Genomic DNA, 23,351 nt, shown 5'->3' on the forward strand with positions numbered 1-23,351 from the left:
AAAGGAGCCTAACAATGGCTGAAGAAAAAGACTTACAACAAGAACAAGAAACAACTGAAGAAAGCGTTCAAGAACGCTTTGCTGACGAATTTTACAACAAGAACCGTGCCATCTTTGACCGTCCTTTCACTTACAACGTTGAAGAAGATACGGACTACCCTGACTACTCAGATAAAGATAAAAGTTTCGTGTTATTTTATATTGATCGTCTAAAGAATGATAATCTTGAATTATTGACTTACTATGACCGTCCACATCACTTAACAATGGACTTGAACCGTTTCATCATCCAAAACATCAACGTGCCTGACTATGAATTAATGCGTAAATGTTTATTTAATCAAGGTGATCGTTTCAAAATGTTAATTAATGATATTGCTGAAAAAGGTAATGAAGACGTTCACAACTTTGAAACATTTGAAGATTGGAACAACTGGTACCACAAAGAACGTGGATTAGTTCACGATTCAATTTCTTAATTTCTAACCTAAAAGACGACTACAATTTTGTGGTTGTCTTTTTTTATTAGGTGTTTAGTGCCAAACGTGGTATACTTATTGGGTTGTCGTATTTCGGCAACCGTAATTTATGACCCATAACCAAGGAGTTTTTTATTGATCCATTTAAAATTCGACGCTAATGACGTTGAAACTAATCAAAAAGATTTTCAGTTTGAGAATCTATCAAACCTAGAAGCCATTAAGCAATATTCTGCTAGGTTGAGCCAAGAGGCCAAAATCATGTATCAAGATTTACCGATTGCAAGTGCTATCAAAATCACCGTACATGTTTATAACCAAATTCCAAAAACAGTTCCTGTTAGACAACGCAATGGCATGATTAACGGAACGATTAAGCCAATGTTTGACGGTTTACTCATGCAATACTTTTCTTGTGTGAGTGAAGCCTTAACTAACGTTATCTATTCAAGTGCTAAACAAATCACTAATTATTCAATCGAAAAATTTTACAGCTTAACCCCACACGTTGAGGTCCTAGTTGAAGAACTTTAATACCTAGTAAAAGAGTGCTACTCATGAAGATATGAGTAGCACTCTTTTTTATTTTCAAAAAAGGCTTGCCTTGAAGTGAACTTAAAGGTTTAGAATGAATTTATCAATTAAACAACTAGTTTTGAAAAGAGGTGCTAAAAATGACAATTGATGCAGTTAGTAAGGAATTCGATGTATCAAAAGATACGTTGCGTTATTGGGAGCGGATTGGTTTGCTCCCTAAAATCACTCGTAACACTAGCGGTTATCGCGACTATTCAGAGATGGATATGAACTGGGTCTTTTATATTAAAGTTTTGCGTAACGCAGGAATGTCAATTGAAGCATTATTTGAATTCGTTGAATTATTTCGCAGTGACCAAAATACCAATGATTACCGCAAACAATTATTAGTTGAACAACGTGACTCACTACTCAAAGAAGTTGAAGAAAGACAAAAAACAATTAACTATCTTTCTTATAAAATTGATCATTTTGAAGATCATACACTTAACTATGAAAATGAAAAATTAGTTTATCATGCTAAAGATGAAAAAGGAGACTAACAAATGACTAAATTAACAAACAATGTAACAATCCCAGAACTTGGTTTTGGTGTTTTTCAAATCAGTGAAGAAGGGGCAACAAAACAAGCTGTTCTTGATGCTATTAAAACAGGATACCGTTTAATCGATACTGCTGCTAGTTATGGCAACGAAGTTGAAGTCGGCCAAGCTATCAAAGAAGCAATTGAATCAGGACTTGTCACTCGTGAAGCGTTATTCGTTACTTCAAAACTATGGGTTGAAGATGTCACAGCTGACAAAGCCCCTCAAGCTATTCAAGCTTCTTTAGACCGTTTACAACTAGATTACCTTGATTTACTTTTAATTCACCAACCTTATAATGATATTTTCGGTGCTTGGCGCGCTATGGAAGCAGCATATGAAGCAGGCAAGCTTAAATCAATCGGAATTTCAAACTTTGATGTTGCCCAAGCCATTAACCTAGCAGAATTCAGCAAAATCAAACCAATGGTCAACCAAATTGAAGTGAACCCATTCAACCAAAATATTGAAAAAGTAAGCTATCTTCAAGATTATGGCATTACTATTGAAGCCTGGGCACCTTTTGCCGAAGGTAAAAACGGTTTATTCACTAACCCAATCTTATCTGAAATCGGTCAAAAATATCATAAATCAGTTGCTCAAGTAATATTACGCTGGTTAGTACAACGTAATATCATTCCTTTGGCTAAATCAGTTAAAGCTGAAAGAATGGCTCAAAATATTGATGTTTTGGACTTTGAATTATCAAAAGAAGACATGGATCAAATCAAAACACTAGATACACAAACTAGTCAATTCTTTGATCACCATGATCCTGAAATGATTAAATGGATGGCAAGTCGTCACCTTTAATTAAATTCACAAAAAAACAGCTACTTAAAAGTAGCTGTTTTTTTATTGTCGATTATTTTTCAAATCACCCACACTGATTGCAATCACAAACAGTGCTACCAAACTTAAAAGCACTGATTTGAATGAAAATGCGGTGAACAAATCTGAAATATTAAAAAACAAATAGATGACACCTAGTACTAGCCAAAATAATGCAAATAATTGTCTCATCGTGACTTAGTCCTCCTGTGAAGATTAGTTACAAAATTAATTATAGCATAGGTTTATAGCTGAAATAGATTATCAATTTTATCATAATCTTCTTGGTTCAAAATGATTTCAAGTGAGCGCATATTAGAAACAACTTGTTCTTTAACACGAGCACCAGGAATAACAACTGAAATGTCTGGATTTTTGATATACCAAGCTAAGATTAACTGTGCAACGTTTACGCCATAAGCATCTGCAATTTTTTGAACTTCTTGAATACTTTTGATAATTCGTTCAAACCGTGTTCCTTGAAAGTCTTCATCTTGGCTACGAATATCATCATCTGCAAAGCTAGTGATTTCATGATATTTACCTGTCAACAATCCAGAAGCCAATGGGAAGAATGGCACGAATGAAATATTATTCTCGCGTAAATATGGGAATAACTCATCTTCTGCTTCACGATGCAATAAGTTATAACGATCTTCGACAATATCAACATAGCCATCTTTATTGGCTTCTTTTAATTGTTCAAGCGAGAAGTTTGAAACCCCAATAGCTCGAATTAGCCCTTGTTCTTTTAATTCATGCAAAGCACCAATAGCTTCATCTTTTGGTGTATCTTTATCTGGAAAGTGAATATAAAAAATATCAATATAATCAGTTTGCAATCGTTTAAGTGCATCATGAACAGCTTGTTTTAAAAATTCCGGGTCATTGTTAATGGCCATTTCTTGTGCTGGATCTTGTGCGGCTTTTGTAGCAATTGTTAATTTCTTGCGTCGTGCTGGGTTTTTAGCTAGAACTTCCCCGATCAATTCTTCTGAACGTCCTAATCCATAAGCAAATGCTGTATCAATCATTTCAATTCCTGAATCAATTGCCGTTTGAACAACTTCTTGTCCTTCTTCATCATCTAGATTAGGAAACAAATTATGTCCCCCAACTTTATTGGTTCCCAGTCCCAACTTTTTTGTTTCAATATTACTTTTTCCAATTTTTGTTGTTAATGACATATCTGCACACTTCTTTCTAATTTATTTTATTATCTTGAGCCTACACCCAACTCATGATTTTTACCAATATTGAGTCTTGTGAGTTTTCCTATTTTAGTGAAATTAGTGTATACTTGAAATTGTTAAATTATCACTTTAGGAGGCTTGTTATGACGAAAGCAAATGATATTTTGCCTTTATTTTCCTTATTATCTCGCAAATTTCAAAATCAACTCAATAAAAATCTCAAGCCTTTTCAATTAAACAGCACCAACTACTTTTTCTTTTTGAAAGTGGCCAAAGAAAGACAACTCAAACAAGAAGCATTGATTCAAAATACCGCCATCAATGCCAGCAATGTGACGCGTCAACTTAAGCATCTAATTGATTTGGATTTGGTATACAAACAACAAGATTTTGTGGATCGTCGAACATCAATTCTTTCTTTAACCGAGAAAGGTGCCCGCATTTATCCACAAGTGGATGATGTTATCACCCAAACCACACGATCACTGACTTCTGGCTTAACTCCAACAGAACGACGCATGTTATCTCAAATGTTGACTAAGCTCAAATAAAAAGCACGCTGACAATTTGTCAGGTGCTTTTTTTAATAATAGTGTGTTTGATTCTCTTCGTTTGGTAAAGTTTCAAAAACTAATTCAGAATAATTAGGATTAATACACAACTCTAGCAGTTCTTTAAACCCGCTAGCATACTTGTTTATATCTAAATCTGATAACTTGGCAAAAAACACTTCACCTTCTGAACTAGATAATAGTTTAGTTGTGGAAGCCTTTGCCTGATAACACAAAATAACACGGCGATAATCTTGCTCTTGATACTGACAAGTCCCCACTAGTTCAATATCAACAATATCAAGTCCTGTCTCTTCTTTAGCTTCTCGTTTAACGCTTTGAACAAAAGATTCATTTGCTTCAACATGACCGCCGGGAAATGTGTAGCCTTTAAACTTATCATGACGATTCAAAATCAAAACCTCATCTTGCTTTTTAATCATAATAAAATTTAACAGTTTAGTTTTTTCAGTTTTGTGCATCCAAGCTTTCTCCCTTGTCAATTTTTTGTTTTTGGTAAATGAGATACCCTGCATAAAGTAACATGACACTTAAAATAAATAGCGTGACAAGACTTGTCATATTGAAATAATTCACAGGATAAAACCGATAGTCTCTTTTGTTAATAACAAATGTATATAGACCGACAAAAATTACACTCATCGTCGATACTGAGATTAAGAAGTAACGACCCCGAGATTTAAATCGAACGATTGACCCTAAACTCAGTAGCAATGGCATAATAAAAAATAATGTCGTGACAATCAAAGGCGCAATCACGTGATCATTTTTACCCAGTAGATAAACAACATCATAGAAACTGCCTGGCCCAATAAAATAACTTTCAGGGTACTCTAAATGATTAACAACGTACATCTGACCATAAAAGTACAAGACTATTAAAATAAAGGATAGCCCGCTATAAAATAAAGCTGTCACATCAAAAACAAATACCTTGTGAATGGCATGATACAAACGGTTGAACCATCTACTTTCTAGCAATTTTGATAACATGATTACCTCCTTTTCTTTAAATTAATAAAATATTAAAATAACATATTTTTATCATATCACAAAAGCGACACTTTAGAAAAATAAAAAATCTCTACAAAAATGTAGAGACTTTCTATTTTACCAAATATTAACGCGTTTTTCTGGTTCTAGATACATACCATCATCTTCTTTAACATCAAAGACTTCATAGAATTCATTCATATTTTGTGCTTGAACGTTGGCACGCATTGGACCTGGCGCATGAACGTCAACAGCAAGCAACATTTGCATGTAAGCTTTTTCAGCTTTTTGACTCCAAACACGCGCCCAGTTCTCAAATAATGCTTTCAAATCAGCATCTGGTTCTGATTTTGCTGCTTCAATAGCGTTAGATAGACCACCTGCATCAGCTACGTTTTCTGAAACAACTTGTTTACCATTAATCTTGCCATCACCATATTCAACGCCATCAAATAAATCAATCATATCTTGTGTCCGTTTTTTGAATTCAGTAAAATCTTGATCTTGCCACCAGTTGTTCATGTTACCGTATTCATCAAATTGTGCGCCATTATTATCAAAAGCATGTGAGATTTCGTGCGCAATAACAGCGCCAATTCCACCATAGTTAGCAGAAGAAGATTGATGTAAATCATAGAATGGTTTTTGCAAAATAGCAGCTGGGAATGTAATATCATTACGACTTGGATCATAACAAGCATTCACTAAGTTACCTGGCATTGCCCATTCTGAGCGGTCAACTTCTTTAGTCAACTTGTCTAGGTTTTCTTGAATTGAAATGCGACTCATAGCAGACAAATTACCATATAATGTGCCGCCTTGTTCAGCTGGTGTGACATGGAATTTTGAGTAAATGTCTTCAATTTTATCAGGGTAACCAATCTTAACGGCAATCTTTTCCAGTTTCACAATGGCCTTTTCTTTAGTTTCATCTGACAGCCAGTCATTTGCTTGAATACGGTTTTTGTAGATTTGTACCATTTTTTCAACCATACGAGTCACATCTTGCTTAGCATCGTCACCAAAGTAAGTTTCACCATAATAGTTCCCTACAGGTTCTGCAAAACGACTATTAGCTAAATGATACGCGTGTTTTTGTGGTCTAGCCATTTCTTTAACACCCGTTAATGCTTGATTATAAGCAAATCCTGTTTCACGGAATTCTTGTGAAAGTGATCCCACAACACTATTGATATAAGTGATCATCATCCACCCTTTGATTTCGTCAAAATTATCTGGGTTTACTAATGATTCAGCATGTTCTAAAAATCTTGGTTCAGCTTCAATCAAACGTTCTGGCATATGACCCACAAGTTCAGTGATTAAGCCTTCAACGTCAAAACTCTTGAAGTGTTTTTTGAAGTCTGCTGCTGAATAAGGGTTGTACACTGCTGGACGGTCTGCCCATTCTTCATTACTTTTAACCACTTTTGATAATTTTTCATCAAATGCAAGAGCATCTTTAACGTAAGCTTTAGCTGTTGGGTTATCAAAACCTGCTAATTGTAATAACTTTTCAGATTGATCTTTGTAAACAGCTAATAACTGATCACCTTGTTCAGTGCCATATTGTGTTGTATCAGGCAAGAAAACGCCTGGGCCACTATGGAATAAAATATGGTGTTTAGTATCTTTCATATCAATATTAACCCCAAAATCAATTGGAAGAGAAAATCCTGTCTTTGATAATTGACCAGCTTGTTGGTTAAGGTCAGCAAAATCTTTCAAGTTAGTCAATTTGGCTAAGTCTTCTTGAATAGGTTCTGCACCTTCTGCATTACGCTTATCAAAGTCTAAAGCTAATTGATATAACTTAATGGCTTCTTTTAACTCTTTGGCTTTGGGTTCTTTTTTACCTGAGGCAAAATCTTCAAAATCAGCCATTAATGTTTTTTCAACATCTTCAGCAATTTTATTAAAGCTACCTGTTGCAGGCTTATCTCCTGGGATTTCGGCTGTCTTTAACCATTCAGCATTAACTGATAGATAAAGATTATCTTTTGGTGATTTTGTTTCAGGAACTGTAATGTCACCTGCACCACCACGAACGTTCATATAATGTGTCATAAATAAACCTACCTTTTTCTTGTTTGTATGTTTACTATGATAACACAATTAAATAATGATGAGAAAACAAAAAGCCAGCAATTTTGCTGACTTTTTTGAAACTTATTTATCTTCTTGTACTTTGTTAGTCCAAGGGGTGGCTGTTTCTTTAAGAATGGCATTTAGTTCTTCCACATTGTGGCGACCTTCAGTTTGTAACCATTTGTCTCCAGCTTCTTCACCTTTTGCAGCGAATGGTTGAACACCTGGTCTCCAAGTAGCACGGCCACATAAGACACCACTAAATGTTGATCCGGCTTCTTTAGCCAATTTCAATGTTTCTTTGAATAAATCAAAGCTAACACCACCACTTAAGAAAATATAAGGTTTTGTTGTAACTTCACTTTGTTCTTTGAAGTATTTCTTAGCTTCTTCTTTAGTGTAGACCACTTCACCATCACCGTATCCTTCAACGAAGTTCATATTAACAGGAACTTCCATTTTCAGAACAGTCACATTATATTGTGGTTTAGCAAATTCCGCCATTGATTTTAGTACCTTAGCTGGTTTTAATTTAGCAAACTCTGCTGAACTAGCGTCAGTGACGTTATTATCGTAAGTAACCACTTCCATAAATAAAGGTAAGTCATATTGTTTAGCTTCAGCACCAACACGTTCAACAAAGGCATGTTTTCTTTGATTAATGTCTTCGCTTTCATCTGGGTTATAGTAAAGCAAGAACTTAACCGCATCAGCACCTGCTTCTTTTAGGCGGCGTACTGACCAATGTTCAAGTAAGTCAGGTAAGCGTCCTGGTTCTGTTGCATCATAACCTGTTTTTTCGTATGCCAGTAGCAATCCTGAATCTGAAGCTTTAACCTTTGATGCAGGAAGGCCGTATTCTGGGTCTAGCAAAATAGCTGAGGTATATTTTGTTAACTCACGGGATACTGCTTTCTTGAAATCAACGATTTCAGTTTCATTAGAGGGTTGGTTAGCAGCAGATGCAATCATGCGCTTCAATGATCCTCTTTGATCAATTGCAAGTGCACTTACAACATTGTCGCTATTTGATAACTTCTTTAAGTGTTTCATAACTTCTGAAGATAATTCTTCAACCATAATAAAAGCCTCCGTGTTATATGTATAAATTTATTTTACGGTGATTATTATAGTCTTGTCGTTAAACAAGTCAAAAATTAACGGCTGAGTTTAATGCTTTTTGTTTTGATGAATAAAATACCCGATAATAGCCAAAGTTTGAATGGGTAAAATAACACCATAAGCTAGGATGAAGTCTGTTGTGAAATTGAGATTTTGGGGATGCATCAATAATGATGCCAAACTATAAATTAGTGCTAGCGGAATAGCTAGCACTAGACAAGTTATGATAACTCCCACTTTATTTTTGAACATCTAAATACCTCCAACTAATAAAAAAACGCCACTTGCTCAAACAAGTTGCGTTTTTTAGATATTTTGACCTTTATTTTCTTCAAAGTACTTCTTAAAACGGCCAATATAATTATGGAACATGTACTTCATTAAGAAGAAACGTTTGAATCCCATATCTTTGTCGTAAAAGACAGTTGTCCCAACACGACCTTGACGAATCAATTCAAGTGCATAAGCTTTATCTTCATTATCAGTGGCATATTTTTTAAATACTTTTTCAGGAACACCCAACCATAACATATGCTTGTTACCTGCTTGGTTCGCATATGTCGTTGGTTGTGACTTCAATTCATCTGTCACATAATCTTTAACAACCCATTCAGCTAAGTTATAACCATTTAAAGTTGTATAAAAACTCGAGCGACCTTGTCTTAAGTTAATTTCAAAGAACTTGAACTGACCATCACGATGGTCATATTTCATGTCAAAGTTCGCATATCCTGTAAACTTGATTGCTTCAAGAAAACTTTGAACACGTTCATACAATGCCTGATTATATTCTGGAATGATGGCAACATAATTTCCGATTGAATGTGGTGTTGGATCTTCTAGCAATGGATGACCCAAGCACATCATTTTCACTTGATGATCTTGATCTACATAAGCGTTTAATACCCGCATATTTGAATCATCACCAGGAATAAACTCTTGTAAAATGATACGATCACGGTAATTGTGCGCATAAATTTGTTCCAAAGAGCGTTTTAATTCTGCTTCATCTTGAATTGTATAAGCTTTTTTCTTACCTGGAAAATTGATTTCAGCCCACTTTACACTATTAGCAGGTTTTAATGCAATTGGATAATCAAATGGTAAAGTTTGATACTCACCATCCTTGAATTGTGCTTCATCAATAATTTTTGTTTTGGGGTAAGGTAAATCGTATTCCTCAGCAGTTTGATAAAATGTATCTTTATGATTGAGCTTTTCAAGTAAATCATAATCAATGTAAGGGACGATAAACGTTTCTTTTAATTCATCTTTGTATTTAGATAGTAATTCAGCATAAGCATCCCCACAAGCAATTAAAATAACTGGTTCTGAGTGATTCTTATATATTTCTGCTTTTTGACGCATGGCTTCAATAAAAACTTCATCATCCCCAAAATTTGGGATTGTTTCAATTTCAACAATATTAGCATAACGTGTTGCTGCTAACTTGCCTGATGCCCATGCTTTTACTTTCATCCCGTATGCTTCATGAAATGAGCGAGCCATTCCATAAACATTGATATCACTACCAAGTAATATCGGGGTGAATTTTGGTTGATTGTCATTCATTTAGTTCACCTTAATATTGTCATCTGGTTTTTAGAAATTCCACTCTATTTTACCATACAAGAATTAGATATTAAGTACTTTTAACAAATTAATGACAAAAAATCAATTTTAAAGGTTTAAAATTAACCAAAATTTATCTTTTATGATAGTTATCTTGTAGTTTTCGATTAATTTTTTTGATACTGATGCGTTGATATAAACTCACACCGCCCCAAATAATCAAATAAATCATCAAAAAGCTAACCCAAAAACCGACCTCCTGAATAATTGTTATTGAAGAATTAAAAAATAACAAACTAAATAATACGCTGGATAAAGTCAAAACAAAATGACAAATTAGTGCTGTTAAAAATGATAGCTTTTCACTATCGAACACAGCAGAATATAACCCAATAATTGCTCCCAGACCAACCACAATTAGGCCATTTTGAATCGTCAAACTTGGCACATCTAATTTCAATATTAAGGCAACAATATAAATCAAAGAAGCTGTTGATGCACCTATTAACAGCTGATTCACATGTTTAATCAATTTTTTCATACAACACACTCCTAAATTCCTAATTTTTGTTTTAATAAACCTAAATATTTACGGCTGACATCTGTCTTATAATCTGCCGTCAAAATCGCTAACATGTTTCCTGAAAAACTATTTTCAAGTGATATCAAATGATTCAGGTTAACTAATGCATGTTTTGAAACTTGTACAAAATCATATCCACCTAATCGCTCACTAAACCGATTTAGCCGTTCTTTGATTTGATAGGTTTTATTTTGGGTGTAAATCAATAATTCATTTGAGATAACATCCACAAAAATAATATCGCTGGGTTTAAGAATTATCACGCAATCTTCTTCTTTGATTGGAATGATAGCTGCTTTATTATCTAAATTTATTAACTGGCTTATTAAATTTTGAACATTTGGTGTTAATTCAGACGCACGAACATCGAGCTCAATCACATCTTTGGCCAATTGTTTGTCTGGTATAAATTCAACCTTCACATCTCCAACTCCTAACGTTGTTCACGTTTTTGCCAACTTGATACTATCGCAATTAAAGCCATAGCCAACACAATAACACTTAATAAGATACCCCAATATTGCCACGTGCTCAATTGTGAACCGAACAAATCATATTTAACGCCTAAGTTAAACTCAACTTCATGTCTTAAATCGAGTTGGTTCCCCAAGTTGTTTTGCAATAAATCAGACATTAGCAGTTGTCGATACAAAGCCGCAACGTAACTTCCTGGTGTAAGTTTAACAAGCCATTGTGCAAAACTAGGTAATGCACCTAGTGGAATATATGTTCCCACTAAAAATCCTGAAGCTGTCCCAATAATTGTACTTAATAGTGCTACCGTACTGACTTTTTTGACGAATTGTAAAATCAATAAGTTAATCGCTGTTGATAAAATTGTGGCTAATAACATAATGATAATTAATTGTGGTAACAAAGCCAAATCAAATGTAACCTGATCACTATTTGCAAAATAATTCATCATTACAATAGCCATCATTATTTGCATCAACAACCCCACAATAGCTGAGGCACAAACATAGCTCATCTGAATTTTGAAGTAACTAACGTCTGTTAATATCGAATCTGATTCCCTATCTAAAACAAACTGTTTAAGACTAGAAAATGTCGTTGTAATTGCAGTAACTGACAGCACACCGCCAATTAACCAATTATCAAGCAACGCTAATTTAGCTGGCATATTTTGCCATTGATCTACCATCCCTTGTTTGATAAAAACCAAATACAAAACAAATGCAATTAATGCTCCAAGCATTGACAGTAATACATTAGATCGACTACAAAAATATAATTTTAGACTACGATAAGTTAGACTCAACATTTCACTTCATCTTCCTTCCTGTTAACGTGACAAACGCATCATTTAAATCGCCTGGCTTAAATTCAAAATCAACAATAAACGCTTTAACCTGTTCTAAAATTGCAATTGCCTGACTTGCCGATTTTGGATATACGGTTAAAACATGATTACTCTCACTGGCAATATCTAATGACAATCGTTGTTTTAATGCGTCCACATCTTTAGCTACTAACTTTAGAGTTGGCATTGAATAAGTTTGATTGATTTCTTCTGCAGAGCCTGATCCTACCAACTCTCCCTTTGACATAATATAAATTTGTTCAGCTGACTGTGCCTCTTCCAAATAATGAGTCGTTAAAAATACTGTTAGTTGTTCGTTCTTTTGCAGGGATTGAATAAAAGACCATATAGCTTGCCGTGTTTGAATATCTAGTCCTGTTGTTGGCTCATCTAAAAACAAGATATCAGGCTGATTTAAAAGCGCCCTTGCAATATCTGCACGTCTTTTTTGCCCACCTGAAAGTCGACCATATTTTTGATCCATAAAATCAGTTAATCCTGTTACCTTTACTAACTTTTCAAAATAATCAGTTGATTGATTTTGATAAAGTTTTGCTCTTATTTTCAAATTTTGTTTAACCGTTAATTCTTCATCTAGCACACTTTGCTGAAAGACAACACCTATTTTGACAGGTCGGTTATTTTCACTATTGTACTTAACTTCACCAGAAGTTGGCTTTAATAAGCCAATCAACATTGCAATTGTTGTTGATTTACCTGCACCGTTCGTACCTAAAAGTGCAGTTAGTTGGCCTTTGTTAACTCTCATATTGATTCGATTGACAACTATTTGATTGTTATATGACTTTGTTAATTTTTTTGCTTCAATTAAATTCATAACTACTCACCTCAAGACAAAGATTACCATTAACCTCTTCTGCTGTATTTCAAAAAACGATGAGTGGTCTAAATCAACAGATAAGCGGCTGATTTTTGCCACTAAAAAACCGACTCTCAAATGAGAGTCGGTTTCGTTTGTCTTTTTAAAGTTGTCTATATAAGATTTGAATTAATTAGTTGTCTTTTTTGAATAACTTTTTAAAATTGAATGTTTCATAAGTTAATCGAATAGCAGCGGATAGAATCATTGGTAAAATAACGACCAAAATTAGTAAACCAATAATCACGCCTAGTGCTACTTGAATCAATGTCAAAACACCACTTGGAATTAATGCAGCAAATGTTCCACCTAAGATAATAGCGGCAGAAATCACAACTGCTCCGATAATTTCACAAGCTTTGATAATTTGTTCGCTTGGTTGTAAGCCTTCAGCACCAAATTCACGATATTTCATCATTAAGAAGATACTGTAATCCACTCCTAATGCAAAAATCATGATAAAGGTGAAGAAAGGTGTGTTCCAAGTTAATAGTTCATGTCCAAGGAATGTTGCACTCACCCATTTAGTAATTGTCATTGAACTTAGGAAAGCTAGTAACAATGTTCCTAAAATGTAAAGGGGTTGCAAGATTGAACGTGTGACAAAAACCAAGGCAATACCAATACCCAATACCATAATCATGGCTGTACGAATAAAGTCATCGTTAGCTGTCTTTTGTGTATCGGCAATTGTAGCTGTTTGACCACCAAATGCAACTTTTGCATTATTGAGTGAACCATTTTGCAAGATACCTTTTGATTGGCTGGTTAGTTCATTAACCTTTTGAATAGCTTCATCAGAACTTGGATTTTCATCTAAGATAATCATTAATTTTGTTGTCTTCTTGTCAGCTGACAAGTAAGTGTCTAATGATTTTTGGAATTCTTCGCCATGAATCTGATCAGATGGAATATAGAATGTTTTAGCAGAAGCTGAGTTTTGATAATTGTTCAAGTAGTCATAGGCAGTACCTAAACCAGTGTGCAATTGACCAGCACCATCACCTGCTTTTTTAACACCGTCAACCATTTGTGGCATTTGTTCAGTCATGGTTGTAAGACCACCATTAAGTGTCTGGGCACCAGTGTTTCCTTGAGCAACAGCAGATTGAACTTGGGTTAAACCACCATACAATTGGTTAAGTGCTTGAGTTGCACCAGGTAATGCGACATTTGATTTATCAGCAAGTGTTTGGACTTGTTGTTTCAATGTTGTCAATTGTTGCATCATGCCTGATAATTGTGAATCTTGACTAACTGCTTGTAGTTGTTGACCAATTTGTTGATCATGACTTCCCGCATTTTGAATATTTTGACCAACTTGTGCTAACGCTTGTTGCACTTTTTGATCTTTTTGCACAATAGCTTGGCGAGCTGATTCGGGTAATTGGCTAAGCATTTGTTGATATTGTGCACTTTGTTGTTGCTGCTCAGCTTGTAATCCAGTTAAGGTTTGACCTGCTTGGGTTAATTCAGCCCCAATTGCTTTGGTATGGTCTGCTACTTGAGCTAATTTTTGCGTCAAGCTATTTGTATCAACACCAGAAGTCCCAGCATTTTGCAAAGCACCATTTAATTGTTGAATAGCTGAATTAATTTGTGGCAAGCCATCAACTAATTGCGTGATTTGACTTTGGGATTGTCCACTTGTTTGGCTAGCTAGCTTATCATTTAGCTGTGTTAAGCCATCAACAAGTTGTTGACTACCGTTTTGCAATTGAGTTAGCCCACTGCTTGCGTTATTAACCCCCGTTAATAAATCAGTTGGCAATTGATTCCCGCTTTGAGCTGATTGTCCATCACCCACTAATCCAGTTTGTAAATCTTTAGCACCTTTTTGTGCTTCAGAAACTCCTGAATTAACTGTTTTCATTTGGCTATCAACATAAAGTTTGTCAATTTGATCGCCACCAGGTTGTGTAGCAGAAGTGACCGTTTTGACACCTGGAATAGCTTTAATTGCTTGGGTCAAACTGTCAATATCTTTTAGATTTTGCGTATTATCTAAAGTTTGGTCACTTTGCACATACAATGTTGTTGGTTCAGCGGTTCCTTTTGAGAAATGAGCTTGAACGACTTCAAATCCAACCTTAGCTGGCGTATCATTACCCAATTCATCTAAGTCATCATAGTTAAGATGATTTGAGTACATGAATGATAATGGCAACATAATCACAAGGACTAGCAACAAACTTAAAACTGGTCTTAAAACACTATTTTTTGAAAGCATGTGCCAGAATTTGCTGGTTGAGTGACCTTCAAAACTTTTTGCTGGCCAAAATAATTTTTTGCCAAGTACAACCATGAAGAATGCATTTAGCGTTAGCAAGACCGGAATTAAAACAGCAATTCCGATTGCTACACCAACAGCTGATTGATAAATTGAAAATTGTGCAAGACCTAAAACTGCAAATCCAATTAAAACAGAAGTTCCTGAATATAAAATGGTATGCCCAGCTTTTTTACGGGCTACTTGCATGGCTTCTGAATTGGAAACACCCAGACTGAGCTGATCCTTAAACTCATCGTACAGCAAAATATTGTAGTCAGTTCCAATCCCAAATAGTACAACCACCATAAAGACTTGGGTGAAGTTTGAGAATGGGAAACCAAAGTGTGCCACTAAGTTGGTCACAATACTTAGGGAAACAATAAATGACACTGCTACCGTTGCGATGGAAACTAGCGGTACCACCGGTGACTTAAAGACTAGTATCAACACGAAAAAGATAAAGATAACAGCAATAACCTCTGTTTTTTTAATCCCGTCCTGTGTTTTTTGACTGAAGGCGTTTGTTAAAATATCTGCGCCTGTCACATAAGTTGTCACACCATCGGTTTTGGTTGCTTCATTCAACTGCTTTTCAATTTCTGAAAGTGTCCCATGATTTTTATCAATATTTAATTGTAATAATTGGGTCGTTTCATCCTGTGAAATCAATTGTTTTTGTGTGTATTCATTATCCATTGAAGCTGTCATACTCTTGATGCCGTATTCAGATCCATTTTGACGTAACTTATCCACAGTTTCTTTGACACGATCTTTTTGCTCTTGTGAAAGTGCGTTTCCTTCATTGTGGAAAATCACAACAGCTTCAGTCGTATCTTTTTGAGAATCACTCCACTGATTTTTCATTTTTTCAGCGAGTTGCGTTTGAACAGTATCAGGTAGCTTAATGGCAGAATTTTGAGTGGTTAATTCCCCAACATTTGGCAATGCAACAATTGCAATCACTAATGCTAGTAACCAGCCAATAAGTGCATGATAATGATTTTTGAAAAATTGACTCATGACTTCTTATCCTTTCGTTATGTATTAATCAATAATCTTAGTCGAGAGTTCAAGCATCTGACGAAAACTCTCATCGTTATGAGGTAATCCATATTGATCAAGAAATCCTAATTGTTCGATGAGTAAAAAACCAAGGATTTGACTGATGTAGCCTTCACCAAAAGAGGTTTTATCCACACCATGCAAATCAATCGAATCCAAAATCCGATCAATCAAATCAATTACTTTTTTCATTTCTACAAAAAAGTCAGAGCTCTTATCGTAGTTTTTAACTTTATGAATTAAAGAAATCGACTGACCACGTTCAGAAAAATAATTTCTGATAATTTCAGCATACTTTATCAATGCCTTTTTACCTGAATATCCTATAAGTCCTTCAGTTAGCTCTTGATGTAACCATCTCACAAATTGAGTCCCTAGTTCTTCAAGTAATTCTGATTGATTTTTAAAGTAGTTATACAAAGATTGAGACTTAATATCTAAAGCTTTAGCTAGGTTTCTAAAAGTTAATTCTTCTGGACCTTCATCTTCGATAATTTTAATTGCCATCTCAATGACTCTGTCATAACCAACGGTATTTCTTTTTGCCACTTCATAACCCCCTTAACTAACATTTGAAATAATACACCTACACAAGTAAGTTGTCAAACTACAATGTGTAGTTTTTGCTAAAAAAGTTTTCACACTGCTGTTTAACAGGACACGCGGTTAGATGGGAATTGATTATGCCTAACGCCTCTAGCCAAGATTGTACAATAGTTGGTCCCAAAAATTTAAACCCCTGCTTCTTCAACTCGCGACTAATAGTTGATGAAATAGATGTGAATCCTTGCATATCTGCTTGTGTGTGATAATTCATTATCAAAGGCTTATCATCAAAAAATGACCACAGATAAGCATTCAAACTAAACGCTTCTTCTACGTGAAGCAATGACAATAATTGTGCATTGGAAATAATTGCTTCGATTTTACGTTTATTACGAATAATCTCTTTGTTTGAAATTAACTGTTTAACATCGTAATCGTTATACTGTGCGATTTTTTCAATAGTGTAGTTTGAAAATGCTTGTCTAAACGCAGGACGCTTGTTCAAAATCGTTTGCCAAGAAAGGCCCGCTTGCATTATTTCAAGAATCATCGACTCAAAAGTTTTAGTTTCATCTAAAACTGCAAATCCCCATTCATTATCATGATATTGCGCCATATTTTGATGGCCATTTTGTGACCAATTACATATTTTTTCCATTATTCTTTCTCCTAATTAATTGTGGTCTTTTCTATCATCATAAACTACTACTTGGTCGTAGTCCTAATTACAACTAAAACTGTTCAAAAAAACGATGTTTACAAAAACATCGTTTTTTATTTAACTTCATAAAAAGATTTTGACATACTGTATTTAAAATATTTATAACCATAACGCATTAAAAATTTTGTGACATAAACTGCAGCAACTAAGAGTAAAACACCAATAATGGGTAACAAAGCAATTGACCATGGATATTTTATTGCCATGTCAATTGTCTGGTTCGGTGATGGAAATAATAGTTGCTGAATTAACCCTATCGTCGATATCAAACTCATCGTTCCAATAAAATATAACGAAAATAAAACTAACCCAACTAAAATGCCAACTGTACCTAAAAATGCAACATTAAAGATAACTAATCCTAAAATAGCAAACCAATTTAATTCTTTTTTCTTCATGACTAATTCTCCTCCTAATAATTCCTCTAAACTTATTTGATAAACTTCTGCTATGTCTTTTAAAGCACTAAGGGTCGGTTCTCTTGTCCCAGTCTCCCACCTGGAAATAGTCTGCCTTGTAACGTATAATTTTTTTGCCAGTTCTTCCTGTGACCACTTTCGTTGCTGTCTGATTGTTTTTAATCTGTCTGCTACATCCATTGAAATACCTCCTTACTACTTACTAGTTTACCTACGTATGCTCAGCAAGCCTAGCACCATTTTGGTTACATTTTGTCCAAACAAAAAAGGTTTCGATTTAAAAATCGAAACCTTTTTGTTTAAGTTATTAAGTATTCACTAATTTACCTTGATCAATCATGTCTTTGACTTCAGGTTGAACGCGGCGATATTTTTCTTTCGTGCCTTCAAAGTCAATGAAATAAGCACGATACCAAACAAGAAAACTATAAATCGTCCAAATCTGACGTTGCAGATCAGCTTCATCCGTATAATGTTGTTCAAGTAAGTTAAGTAACTTATCTTGTTCAAACACATCTTTAACAAATTCTTCAGAGAATAACTTTTTAACTTGTTGATAGAAAGATTGTGTTCTCAACCACTTCTTAATTGGCACTGGAAATCCAAGTTTTGGTCGTTGTGACCATTCTTTTGGCACAACCGCTTCACTTGCTTTACGTAATGCATACTTGGTGTCTTTATTATTTACCAAGTATGATGTTTTGATACTATTTGCAAAGTCGGCAACTTTGCGATCTAAGTATGGCACACGAACTTCTAATGAGTGCGCCATTGAGATTTTATCTGCTTTTTGCAAAATGTCATTTACTAGGAAGTGATGCAAATCAATATATTGCATTTGACGCACATAATCTAACGACTTCACTTTTTCAAAATCAGGCTTGTAAATGCTTTTGACCGTGATTTTATTACGATAAACCGGTTGTAATACTTGGTTAGCGTCTTGTGCAGAAAAGATTGATGGATAATCTGCGTCATAAATTTTGGCTTGTCCAACGTAATATTCACTAGGTTCTGTAATACTCGTGTATAAATGTAATTTACCTTTGAAATTACGTGATTTTGATAATCGACGACTTAATCTTGTCTTCACATTCTTAGGTAGACGTTTCAATCCATTGGCAAAAACCTTTATTAATGTGTTGTGTGAATGCATCCCATAGTTTACATACCCACCGAATAATTCATCTGCACCCTCACCCGATAAAGCAACAGTTACATGTTTTCTAGCTAATTTAGCTAAATACCAAAGTGGTACAACGCTTGGATTACCATCAGGTTCATCCATATGATATTGCATTTCTTCAAAATCACGCAAAACATCATCACGTTTAACACGGGATTCATAAAAGTCAAAGCCTTTCATGTTAGCTAAATCGCGTGCATTCTTAACTTCATCGTATGTCTTATCATCAAAACCGACACTGAATACTTTTTCAGGTTTCAAAATACTCGTGATATAACTTGAATCAATTCCTTCTGACAAAAAGCTTCCTACAGGGACATCTGATACATTATGCAAATCAACTGATTCAGAAATCACTTCATGAATTTTTTCTACAGTATCTTCAAAACTCAAATCATTTTGTGTGTAATCTGCATCCCAATATTGGTGCATATTCAATTCGCCATCTTTATAGGTAAACCAATGTCCTGCTGGAAATTTATAAACACCTTTGAAAAAAGTTTCTTCTAAATCGTTATATTGATTCATTAAATAAGGCTTAACTGCTTCAATGTTCAACTCTTTAACGAAATCAGGATGTTCTAAAAATGACTTAATCTCTGACCCGACAATAAATTGACCATCACGATTATAGTAGTAAAGTGGTTTAATTCCGAAGAAGTCTCGCGCACCAACAAGTTGATTGGCTTCACTATCCCAAATCAAAAACGCAAACATGCCACGAACTTTATCTAACAACTTAGCCATTCCGTATTCTTCATACCCATGAAGCAATACTTCTGTATCAGATTGTGTTTTGAATTCATGACCCGCTTCAATCAAATCACTACGAATTTCTTTGTAGTTATAAATTTCACCATTAAAGGTAATTACTTTGGTTTCATCTTCGTTATAAATTGGCTGAGTTCCACCCGCCAAATCAATAATTGATAATCTTCTAAATCCAAGTGCGGCCGTTTCATTAATAAAACTACCACCACTGTTTGGACCACGGTGTTGAATCATATCCATCATTGACGTAATTGATCCCTCTTTGTTTGTTCCTTTTGGATCAACAAAAGCAATGATTCCACACATACTCATCTCTCCTCTGCACTTCTTGATATCTTTTATCACAATTAACTATAGTAACCCTTTTTAGTTATTTTGTGGACTATATTTTGAAAATTTTACGAAAAGTTGATGCACCATAACCAAATAATTGAATTTCATTTTGACTAGGATTGATATTTAATACATATCCTGCTACTTCATTAGGTGTATCAAGTTCTCTTTTTTGCTTTTTATTAAAAAGACGTGAGCTTGTATTCAAAGTAATATAGTCAATTGTATTCAAGCGATAATTGGATTCAGTTTGATGATGGCCTCCAATGTAGCTAACTATCTGACTATCCACAACTTTTGAAAAATCAAATTGATTGCCTAATTTAAATTCAATTGGTACACCATGATTACTTAAATGTCCTATCGCTTTTTGGTTAAATGCCACAAATAATTCATGTAAAGTACGGCCATTATACTTTAAGGCATTGTCACCACGTCTAGTAATAGGAACACTATGACCCATAAATATAATGCGCTTGTGATGGCTGATTGATAAAATTTCGATAATTTCTTCAACTTGGTCTTCTCTAACGGCCAGTGTTTTTTTCGTATTGAATCTCTTTTGACCGTGGCTATCAATATCGTAAGGTAAATCACTAGTATTAATAAAAATAATCCTGAAATTTTGATAATCATAATAGCTTACACCATTACCTGAGTAAATAAAACTCAGAGCTTCTTGCTGATACATTTTGTGCCACATAATATCTTCAAATTCACGTTCACCAAAACTAGGCCATTTGGGTTCTTGTTCGTCGTAACTATCGTTATCATCACAGTTTCCTTTTAGATTAACAAAAGGGATTTGCCCATCTTGAAAAGCATTACGCATATCAATTAAACGCTTTTGCGATGTATAACCCTCATCACAACCAGAAATCCAATTTCCTAAATGTACTTTTAAATCTAATAAACCCAATTCGCCTAATGTATTAAATTCTTCAATTTGCTGCAACCCATCACTTTTTAAATTTTCAGACGCCATAAGTTGTCTATCAAAAGTATCTGTAATCAACCCAATATTAAAAGTATTTGGCTGGATGAACTTTTTAACTCGTTCACTAAACTTTTCAATATTTTCTTGCATAATATAACGTCTTTTTGATGAAATTTCCTCAAATGCATGAAATCGTTTTAGTTTCTTTGACCATGATCTCTGATAACTTTTGAGTTCTAAATGTTCATCCTCAGGAATTAAATATTGTTTCAATACATTTTGATTATTATATTTCACGACTAAATAGTAATTTTGACGATGAGGTGTCGCCTCAACAGCCCCGACATGATACTGTCCAACTTTAGTAAATCGTTGCATATTATCAAAAGGATCGACTTTCCTTTTTAATTTATTTAAGTTAGATTGAATCTTTCTAAGCATTGGTTTCCCTCTTTTGTAGTTTTGATTAAAAGACTTTTGGTAACTTTATTTTATTTTACCATAGAGCAAGGACGGGTTAGCTTGATTTACAAAATCAATCATAATAAAAAAGCCACTTCAGTAGAAGTGACCTTTTAACGATTTTGTAAATTGTAAGCTGCCAAGATAATTGAAATAGCCGCATCTTTAGATAATACGTTTGATAGATTGGCAATTCCGACAACTGTTGCAGCTGCACTAATAACTTTTAAACTGTAAGATAAAACATGAAAGTCCATTTCACGGTCATAATTATTATCTTCTAAAACGGATTCATGGTTGTAATCAAAGTTTAGTTGATTATCTTCAGGAAGTCCATCTACGTGATTTGTTAAAATTCGATCTGACAACGTTGATAATGGTTGCTTCATGTTCTCAAGTGTTAAACGATGGTCTGATTCATTTTGATAGTAATCATCTTGTGTCATATCAACATATTGACTTGCTTTTTGATTTAAAACTTTTAATCCGTCAATTATTTCAAAAATGCGTGCTAAATCGACTTCTTTTGTTTGGTTAACAATCTTTTTTTCTGATTCTGTAATTTCATCTGATAATTGCAAAATTGCTAATTTACTCATAATATCCTCCTAGGGCATTTATAGCTATAAATTATAGCAAATTTTTCGTCATTTTGCAGTTAAATTAATGAACGGTCAACACCTAAGTCAGTATGGTCAAAATTAATTTGAACTGTCACGTCTCCTAGTCGTTTACGAAGCGCGTGATTAATCTCAACTAACCACTCATCATCAGTTAAGGGACTATCATTTGGTACAACAATATCAAATCGAATCAAATGATCATTATTTTTAAGCGTTTCCACGTGAAAATCATGGATTTTTAAATTAGTTTCATATGAATTGATAACTTCTCGAATAGTTTGCATAATGTGTGTCGCTTTTCGACTGCGAATATCAATAGGATCCATGTGTGCAACAAGATTAATATTAAATTTTTTGCCAAAATCACGCTCAATTCGATCAACTATCTCATGTGCTTTATCAAGACTCAGAGTGCTATCAAGCTCAATATCAATTACTGCATAAATTCGATTAGGTCCATATTCATGTATCATCAAATCATGATAGCCTAAGATAGTTTGATAAGACATTAACTGTTGATCAACTTTTTCTAGCAACTGCTTTTCAGGGCGAGACCCCATCAATAAATTGATTGATTCAGTAATCAATTTAAAGCTCGAATAAACAATGAAAACTGCAACTACTAGAGCCAAATAACTATCAATATTAATATTTAAAAAGTAAAAAAGTAACGAACTGAAAATAATTGATCCAGTCGTAATCAAGTCGTTTCTTGCATCAACTCCTGTAGCGATTAATGTTTTAGATTTCAATTTATTACCTAATTTATAATAAAAAATCGCTTGCCACAATTTGATCACAAATGATACAACCAAAAAAATTAAAGAAATTAAACTTAAATCGATATCGGTTGGCGAAATGATTTTACCAATTGATTCAAAAACAAACTGAACCCCTACTATCAACATTACAACCGCAATAATCAAGCCTGAAATATCTTCAAATCTCTGATGTCCATAAGGATGACCAGAGTCAGGTCTTTTACCTGAAACATGAAAACCGACTAATGTTAAGACCGAAGAACCTGCATCAGACAATGAGTTAATCGCATCTGCCATAATAGCTACAGAACCTGATATTAGCCCTACTGTTAATTTAATTGCGACTAAGATGATATTTAAAATCAGACCCACAATTCCGGCATATGTTCCGGTTTTCGACCTTCTGTCAATTATTGACAAATTTTTCGTTTTTTTATCAATCAAACCTAAAATAGACTTCATTACCATATTATCCACCCTGATTTCTTGAACTTTTTAGCTTT

Annotated in this window: 25 protein-coding genes; 5 read left to right on the forward strand and 20 right to left on the reverse strand. The window is 34.3% G+C overall.

Going from position 1 to position 23,351, the window contains the following annotated elements:
* Positions 1-14: 14 nt before the first annotated feature.
* From FC86_RS00245 to FC86_RS00260, 4 genes are all read left to right on the forward strand, one after another.
* Entirely contained in the window at positions 15-479 is a 465-nt protein-coding gene (locus FC86_RS00245; protein WP_056974026.1) for a hypothetical protein, read from the forward strand.
* Between the two features lie 135 nt (positions 480-614).
* Entirely contained in the window at positions 615-1,013 is a 399-nt protein-coding gene (locus tag FC86_RS00250) for a RusA family crossover junction endodeoxyribonuclease (protein ID WP_056974027.1), read from the forward strand.
* A 140-nt stretch (positions 1,014-1,153) separates the two neighbouring features.
* Positions 1,154-1,558, forward strand: coding sequence for a MerR family transcriptional regulator (locus FC86_RS00255; RefSeq protein ID WP_056974028.1), 405 nt, complete (start codon positions 1,154-1,156; stop codon positions 1,556-1,558).
* Positions 1,559-1,561: 3 nt separating this feature from the next.
* The gene (locus FC86_RS00260) at positions 1,562-2,413 is read left to right on the forward strand and encodes an aldo/keto reductase (protein ID WP_056974029.1); all 852 of its coding nucleotides are present in this window, start codon (positions 1,562-1,564) and stop codon (positions 2,411-2,413) included.
* 42 nt (positions 2,414-2,455) lie between these two features.
* Here FC86_RS00260 and FC86_RS06505 read toward each other — a convergent pair whose 3' ends face one another.
* Both FC86_RS06505 and FC86_RS00265 read right to left on the reverse strand, forming a co-directional pair.
* Entirely contained in the window at positions 2,456-2,623 is a 168-nt protein-coding gene (locus FC86_RS06505) for a hypothetical protein (protein WP_156403305.1), read from the reverse strand.
* Positions 2,624-2,676: 53 nt separating this feature from the next.
* Positions 2,677-3,618, reverse strand: a complete 942-nt coding sequence (locus FC86_RS00265; protein ID WP_056974030.1) for an aldo/keto reductase — start codon at positions 3,616-3,618, stop codon at positions 2,677-2,679.
* A 149-nt stretch (positions 3,619-3,767) separates the two neighbouring features.
* Between FC86_RS00265 and FC86_RS00270 the strand changes: the two genes are divergently transcribed.
* Positions 3,768-4,175 (forward strand): MarR family winged helix-turn-helix transcriptional regulator, encoded by a 408-nt coding sequence (locus FC86_RS00270; RefSeq protein WP_056974031.1) that lies wholly within the window; start codon positions 3,768-3,770, stop codon positions 4,173-4,175.
* Between the two features lie 32 nt (positions 4,176-4,207).
* Here the strand turns inward: FC86_RS00270 and FC86_RS00275 are convergent, their stop codons facing one another.
* The 18 genes from FC86_RS00275 to FC86_RS00360 all read right to left on the reverse strand — a co-directional run bounded on the left by FC86_RS00275 (position 4,208) and on the right by FC86_RS00360 (position 23,316).
* Positions 4,208-4,657 (reverse strand): 8-oxo-dGTP diphosphatase, encoded by a 450-nt coding sequence (locus FC86_RS00275; protein ID WP_056974032.1) that lies wholly within the window; start codon positions 4,655-4,657, stop codon positions 4,208-4,210.
* Positions 4,644-5,189: a hypothetical protein gene (locus FC86_RS00280; protein WP_056974033.1), complete on the reverse strand. Its 546-nt coding sequence runs from the start codon at positions 5,187-5,189 to the stop codon at positions 4,644-4,646. The genes FC86_RS00275 and FC86_RS00280 overlap by 14 nt, the downstream gene beginning before the upstream one ends.
* Positions 5,190-5,306: 117 nt before the next feature.
* Positions 5,307-7,256, reverse strand: a complete 1,950-nt coding sequence (locus FC86_RS00285) for a M13 family metallopeptidase (protein ID WP_056974034.1) — start codon at positions 7,254-7,256, stop codon at positions 5,307-5,309.
* 102 nt (positions 7,257-7,358) lie between these two features.
* Entirely contained in the window at positions 7,359-8,357 is a 999-nt protein-coding gene (lacD, locus tag FC86_RS00290; RefSeq protein WP_056974035.1) for a tagatose-bisphosphate aldolase, read from the reverse strand.
* 90 nt (positions 8,358-8,447) lie between these two features.
* Complete coding sequence (locus FC86_RS00295) at positions 8,448-8,651, reverse strand: hypothetical protein (protein ID WP_056974036.1); 204 nt, start codon at positions 8,649-8,651, stop codon at positions 8,448-8,450.
* 54 nt (positions 8,652-8,705) lie between these two features.
* On the reverse strand, positions 8,706-9,971 hold the full coding sequence (locus FC86_RS00300) for a carboxylate--amine ligase (RefSeq protein WP_056974037.1): 1,266 nt from the start codon (positions 9,969-9,971) through the stop codon (positions 8,706-8,708).
* A gap of 133 nt (positions 9,972-10,104) precedes the next feature.
* Positions 10,105-10,512, reverse strand: a complete 408-nt coding sequence (locus FC86_RS00305; RefSeq protein WP_056974038.1) for a DUF3021 family protein — start codon at positions 10,510-10,512, stop codon at positions 10,105-10,107.
* A gap of 11 nt (positions 10,513-10,523) precedes the next feature.
* Positions 10,524-10,976, reverse strand: coding sequence for a LytTR family DNA-binding domain-containing protein (locus FC86_RS00310; protein ID WP_056974039.1), 453 nt, complete (start codon positions 10,974-10,976; stop codon positions 10,524-10,526).
* An 11-nt stretch (positions 10,977-10,987) separates the two neighbouring features.
* The gene (locus tag FC86_RS00315) at positions 10,988-11,836 is read right to left on the reverse strand and encodes an ABC transporter permease (protein WP_056974040.1); all 849 of its coding nucleotides are present in this window, start codon (positions 11,834-11,836) and stop codon (positions 10,988-10,990) included.
* 1 nt (position 11,837) lies between these two features.
* Positions 11,838-12,713, reverse strand: coding sequence for an ABC transporter ATP-binding protein (locus FC86_RS00320; protein ID WP_056974041.1), 876 nt, complete (start codon positions 12,711-12,713; stop codon positions 11,838-11,840).
* Positions 12,714-12,888: 175 nt separating this feature from the next.
* On the reverse strand, positions 12,889-16,047 hold the full coding sequence (locus tag FC86_RS00325; protein WP_056974042.1) for an MMPL family transporter: 3,159 nt from the start codon (positions 16,045-16,047) through the stop codon (positions 12,889-12,891).
* A gap of 24 nt (positions 16,048-16,071) precedes the next feature.
* The gene (locus FC86_RS00330) at positions 16,072-16,638 is read right to left on the reverse strand and encodes a TetR/AcrR family transcriptional regulator (RefSeq protein WP_056974043.1); all 567 of its coding nucleotides are present in this window, start codon (positions 16,636-16,638) and stop codon (positions 16,072-16,074) included.
* A 58-nt stretch (positions 16,639-16,696) separates the two neighbouring features.
* On the reverse strand, positions 16,697-17,293 hold the full coding sequence (locus tag FC86_RS00335) for a DNA-3-methyladenine glycosylase I (RefSeq protein ID WP_056974044.1): 597 nt from the start codon (positions 17,291-17,293) through the stop codon (positions 16,697-16,699).
* A gap of 116 nt (positions 17,294-17,409) precedes the next feature.
* Complete coding sequence (locus FC86_RS00340) at positions 17,410-17,955, reverse strand: helix-turn-helix domain-containing protein (RefSeq protein ID WP_056974045.1); 546 nt, start codon at positions 17,953-17,955, stop codon at positions 17,410-17,412.
* Between the two features lie 127 nt (positions 17,956-18,082).
* The gene (asnB, locus tag FC86_RS00345; protein ID WP_056974046.1) at positions 18,083-20,038 is read right to left on the reverse strand and encodes an asparagine synthase (glutamine-hydrolyzing); all 1,956 of its coding nucleotides are present in this window, start codon (positions 20,036-20,038) and stop codon (positions 18,083-18,085) included.
* Between the two features lie 76 nt (positions 20,039-20,114).
* Positions 20,115-21,443 carry a hypothetical protein gene (locus FC86_RS00350; protein WP_056974047.1) on the reverse strand — a complete coding sequence of 443 codons (1,329 nt, stop codon included), beginning with the start codon at positions 21,441-21,443 and terminating at the stop codon, positions 20,115-20,117.
* Between the two features lie 134 nt (positions 21,444-21,577).
* A complete protein-coding gene (locus FC86_RS00355) occupies positions 21,578-22,063 on the reverse strand; it encodes a hypothetical protein (RefSeq protein WP_056974048.1) in 486 nt (161 codons plus the stop codon).
* A gap of 59 nt (positions 22,064-22,122) precedes the next feature.
* Entirely contained in the window at positions 22,123-23,316 is a 1,194-nt protein-coding gene (locus FC86_RS00360; protein ID WP_056974049.1) for a cation diffusion facilitator family transporter, read from the reverse strand.
* Positions 23,317-23,351 lie beyond the last annotated feature (35 nt).

Origin of the sequence: Holzapfeliella floricola DSM 23037 = JCM 16512, from assembly GCF_001436605.1 — a bacterium.
In the GTDB taxonomy this organism is placed as follows: Bacteria; Bacillota; Bacilli; order Lactobacillales; family Lactobacillaceae; genus Holzapfeliella; species Holzapfeliella floricola.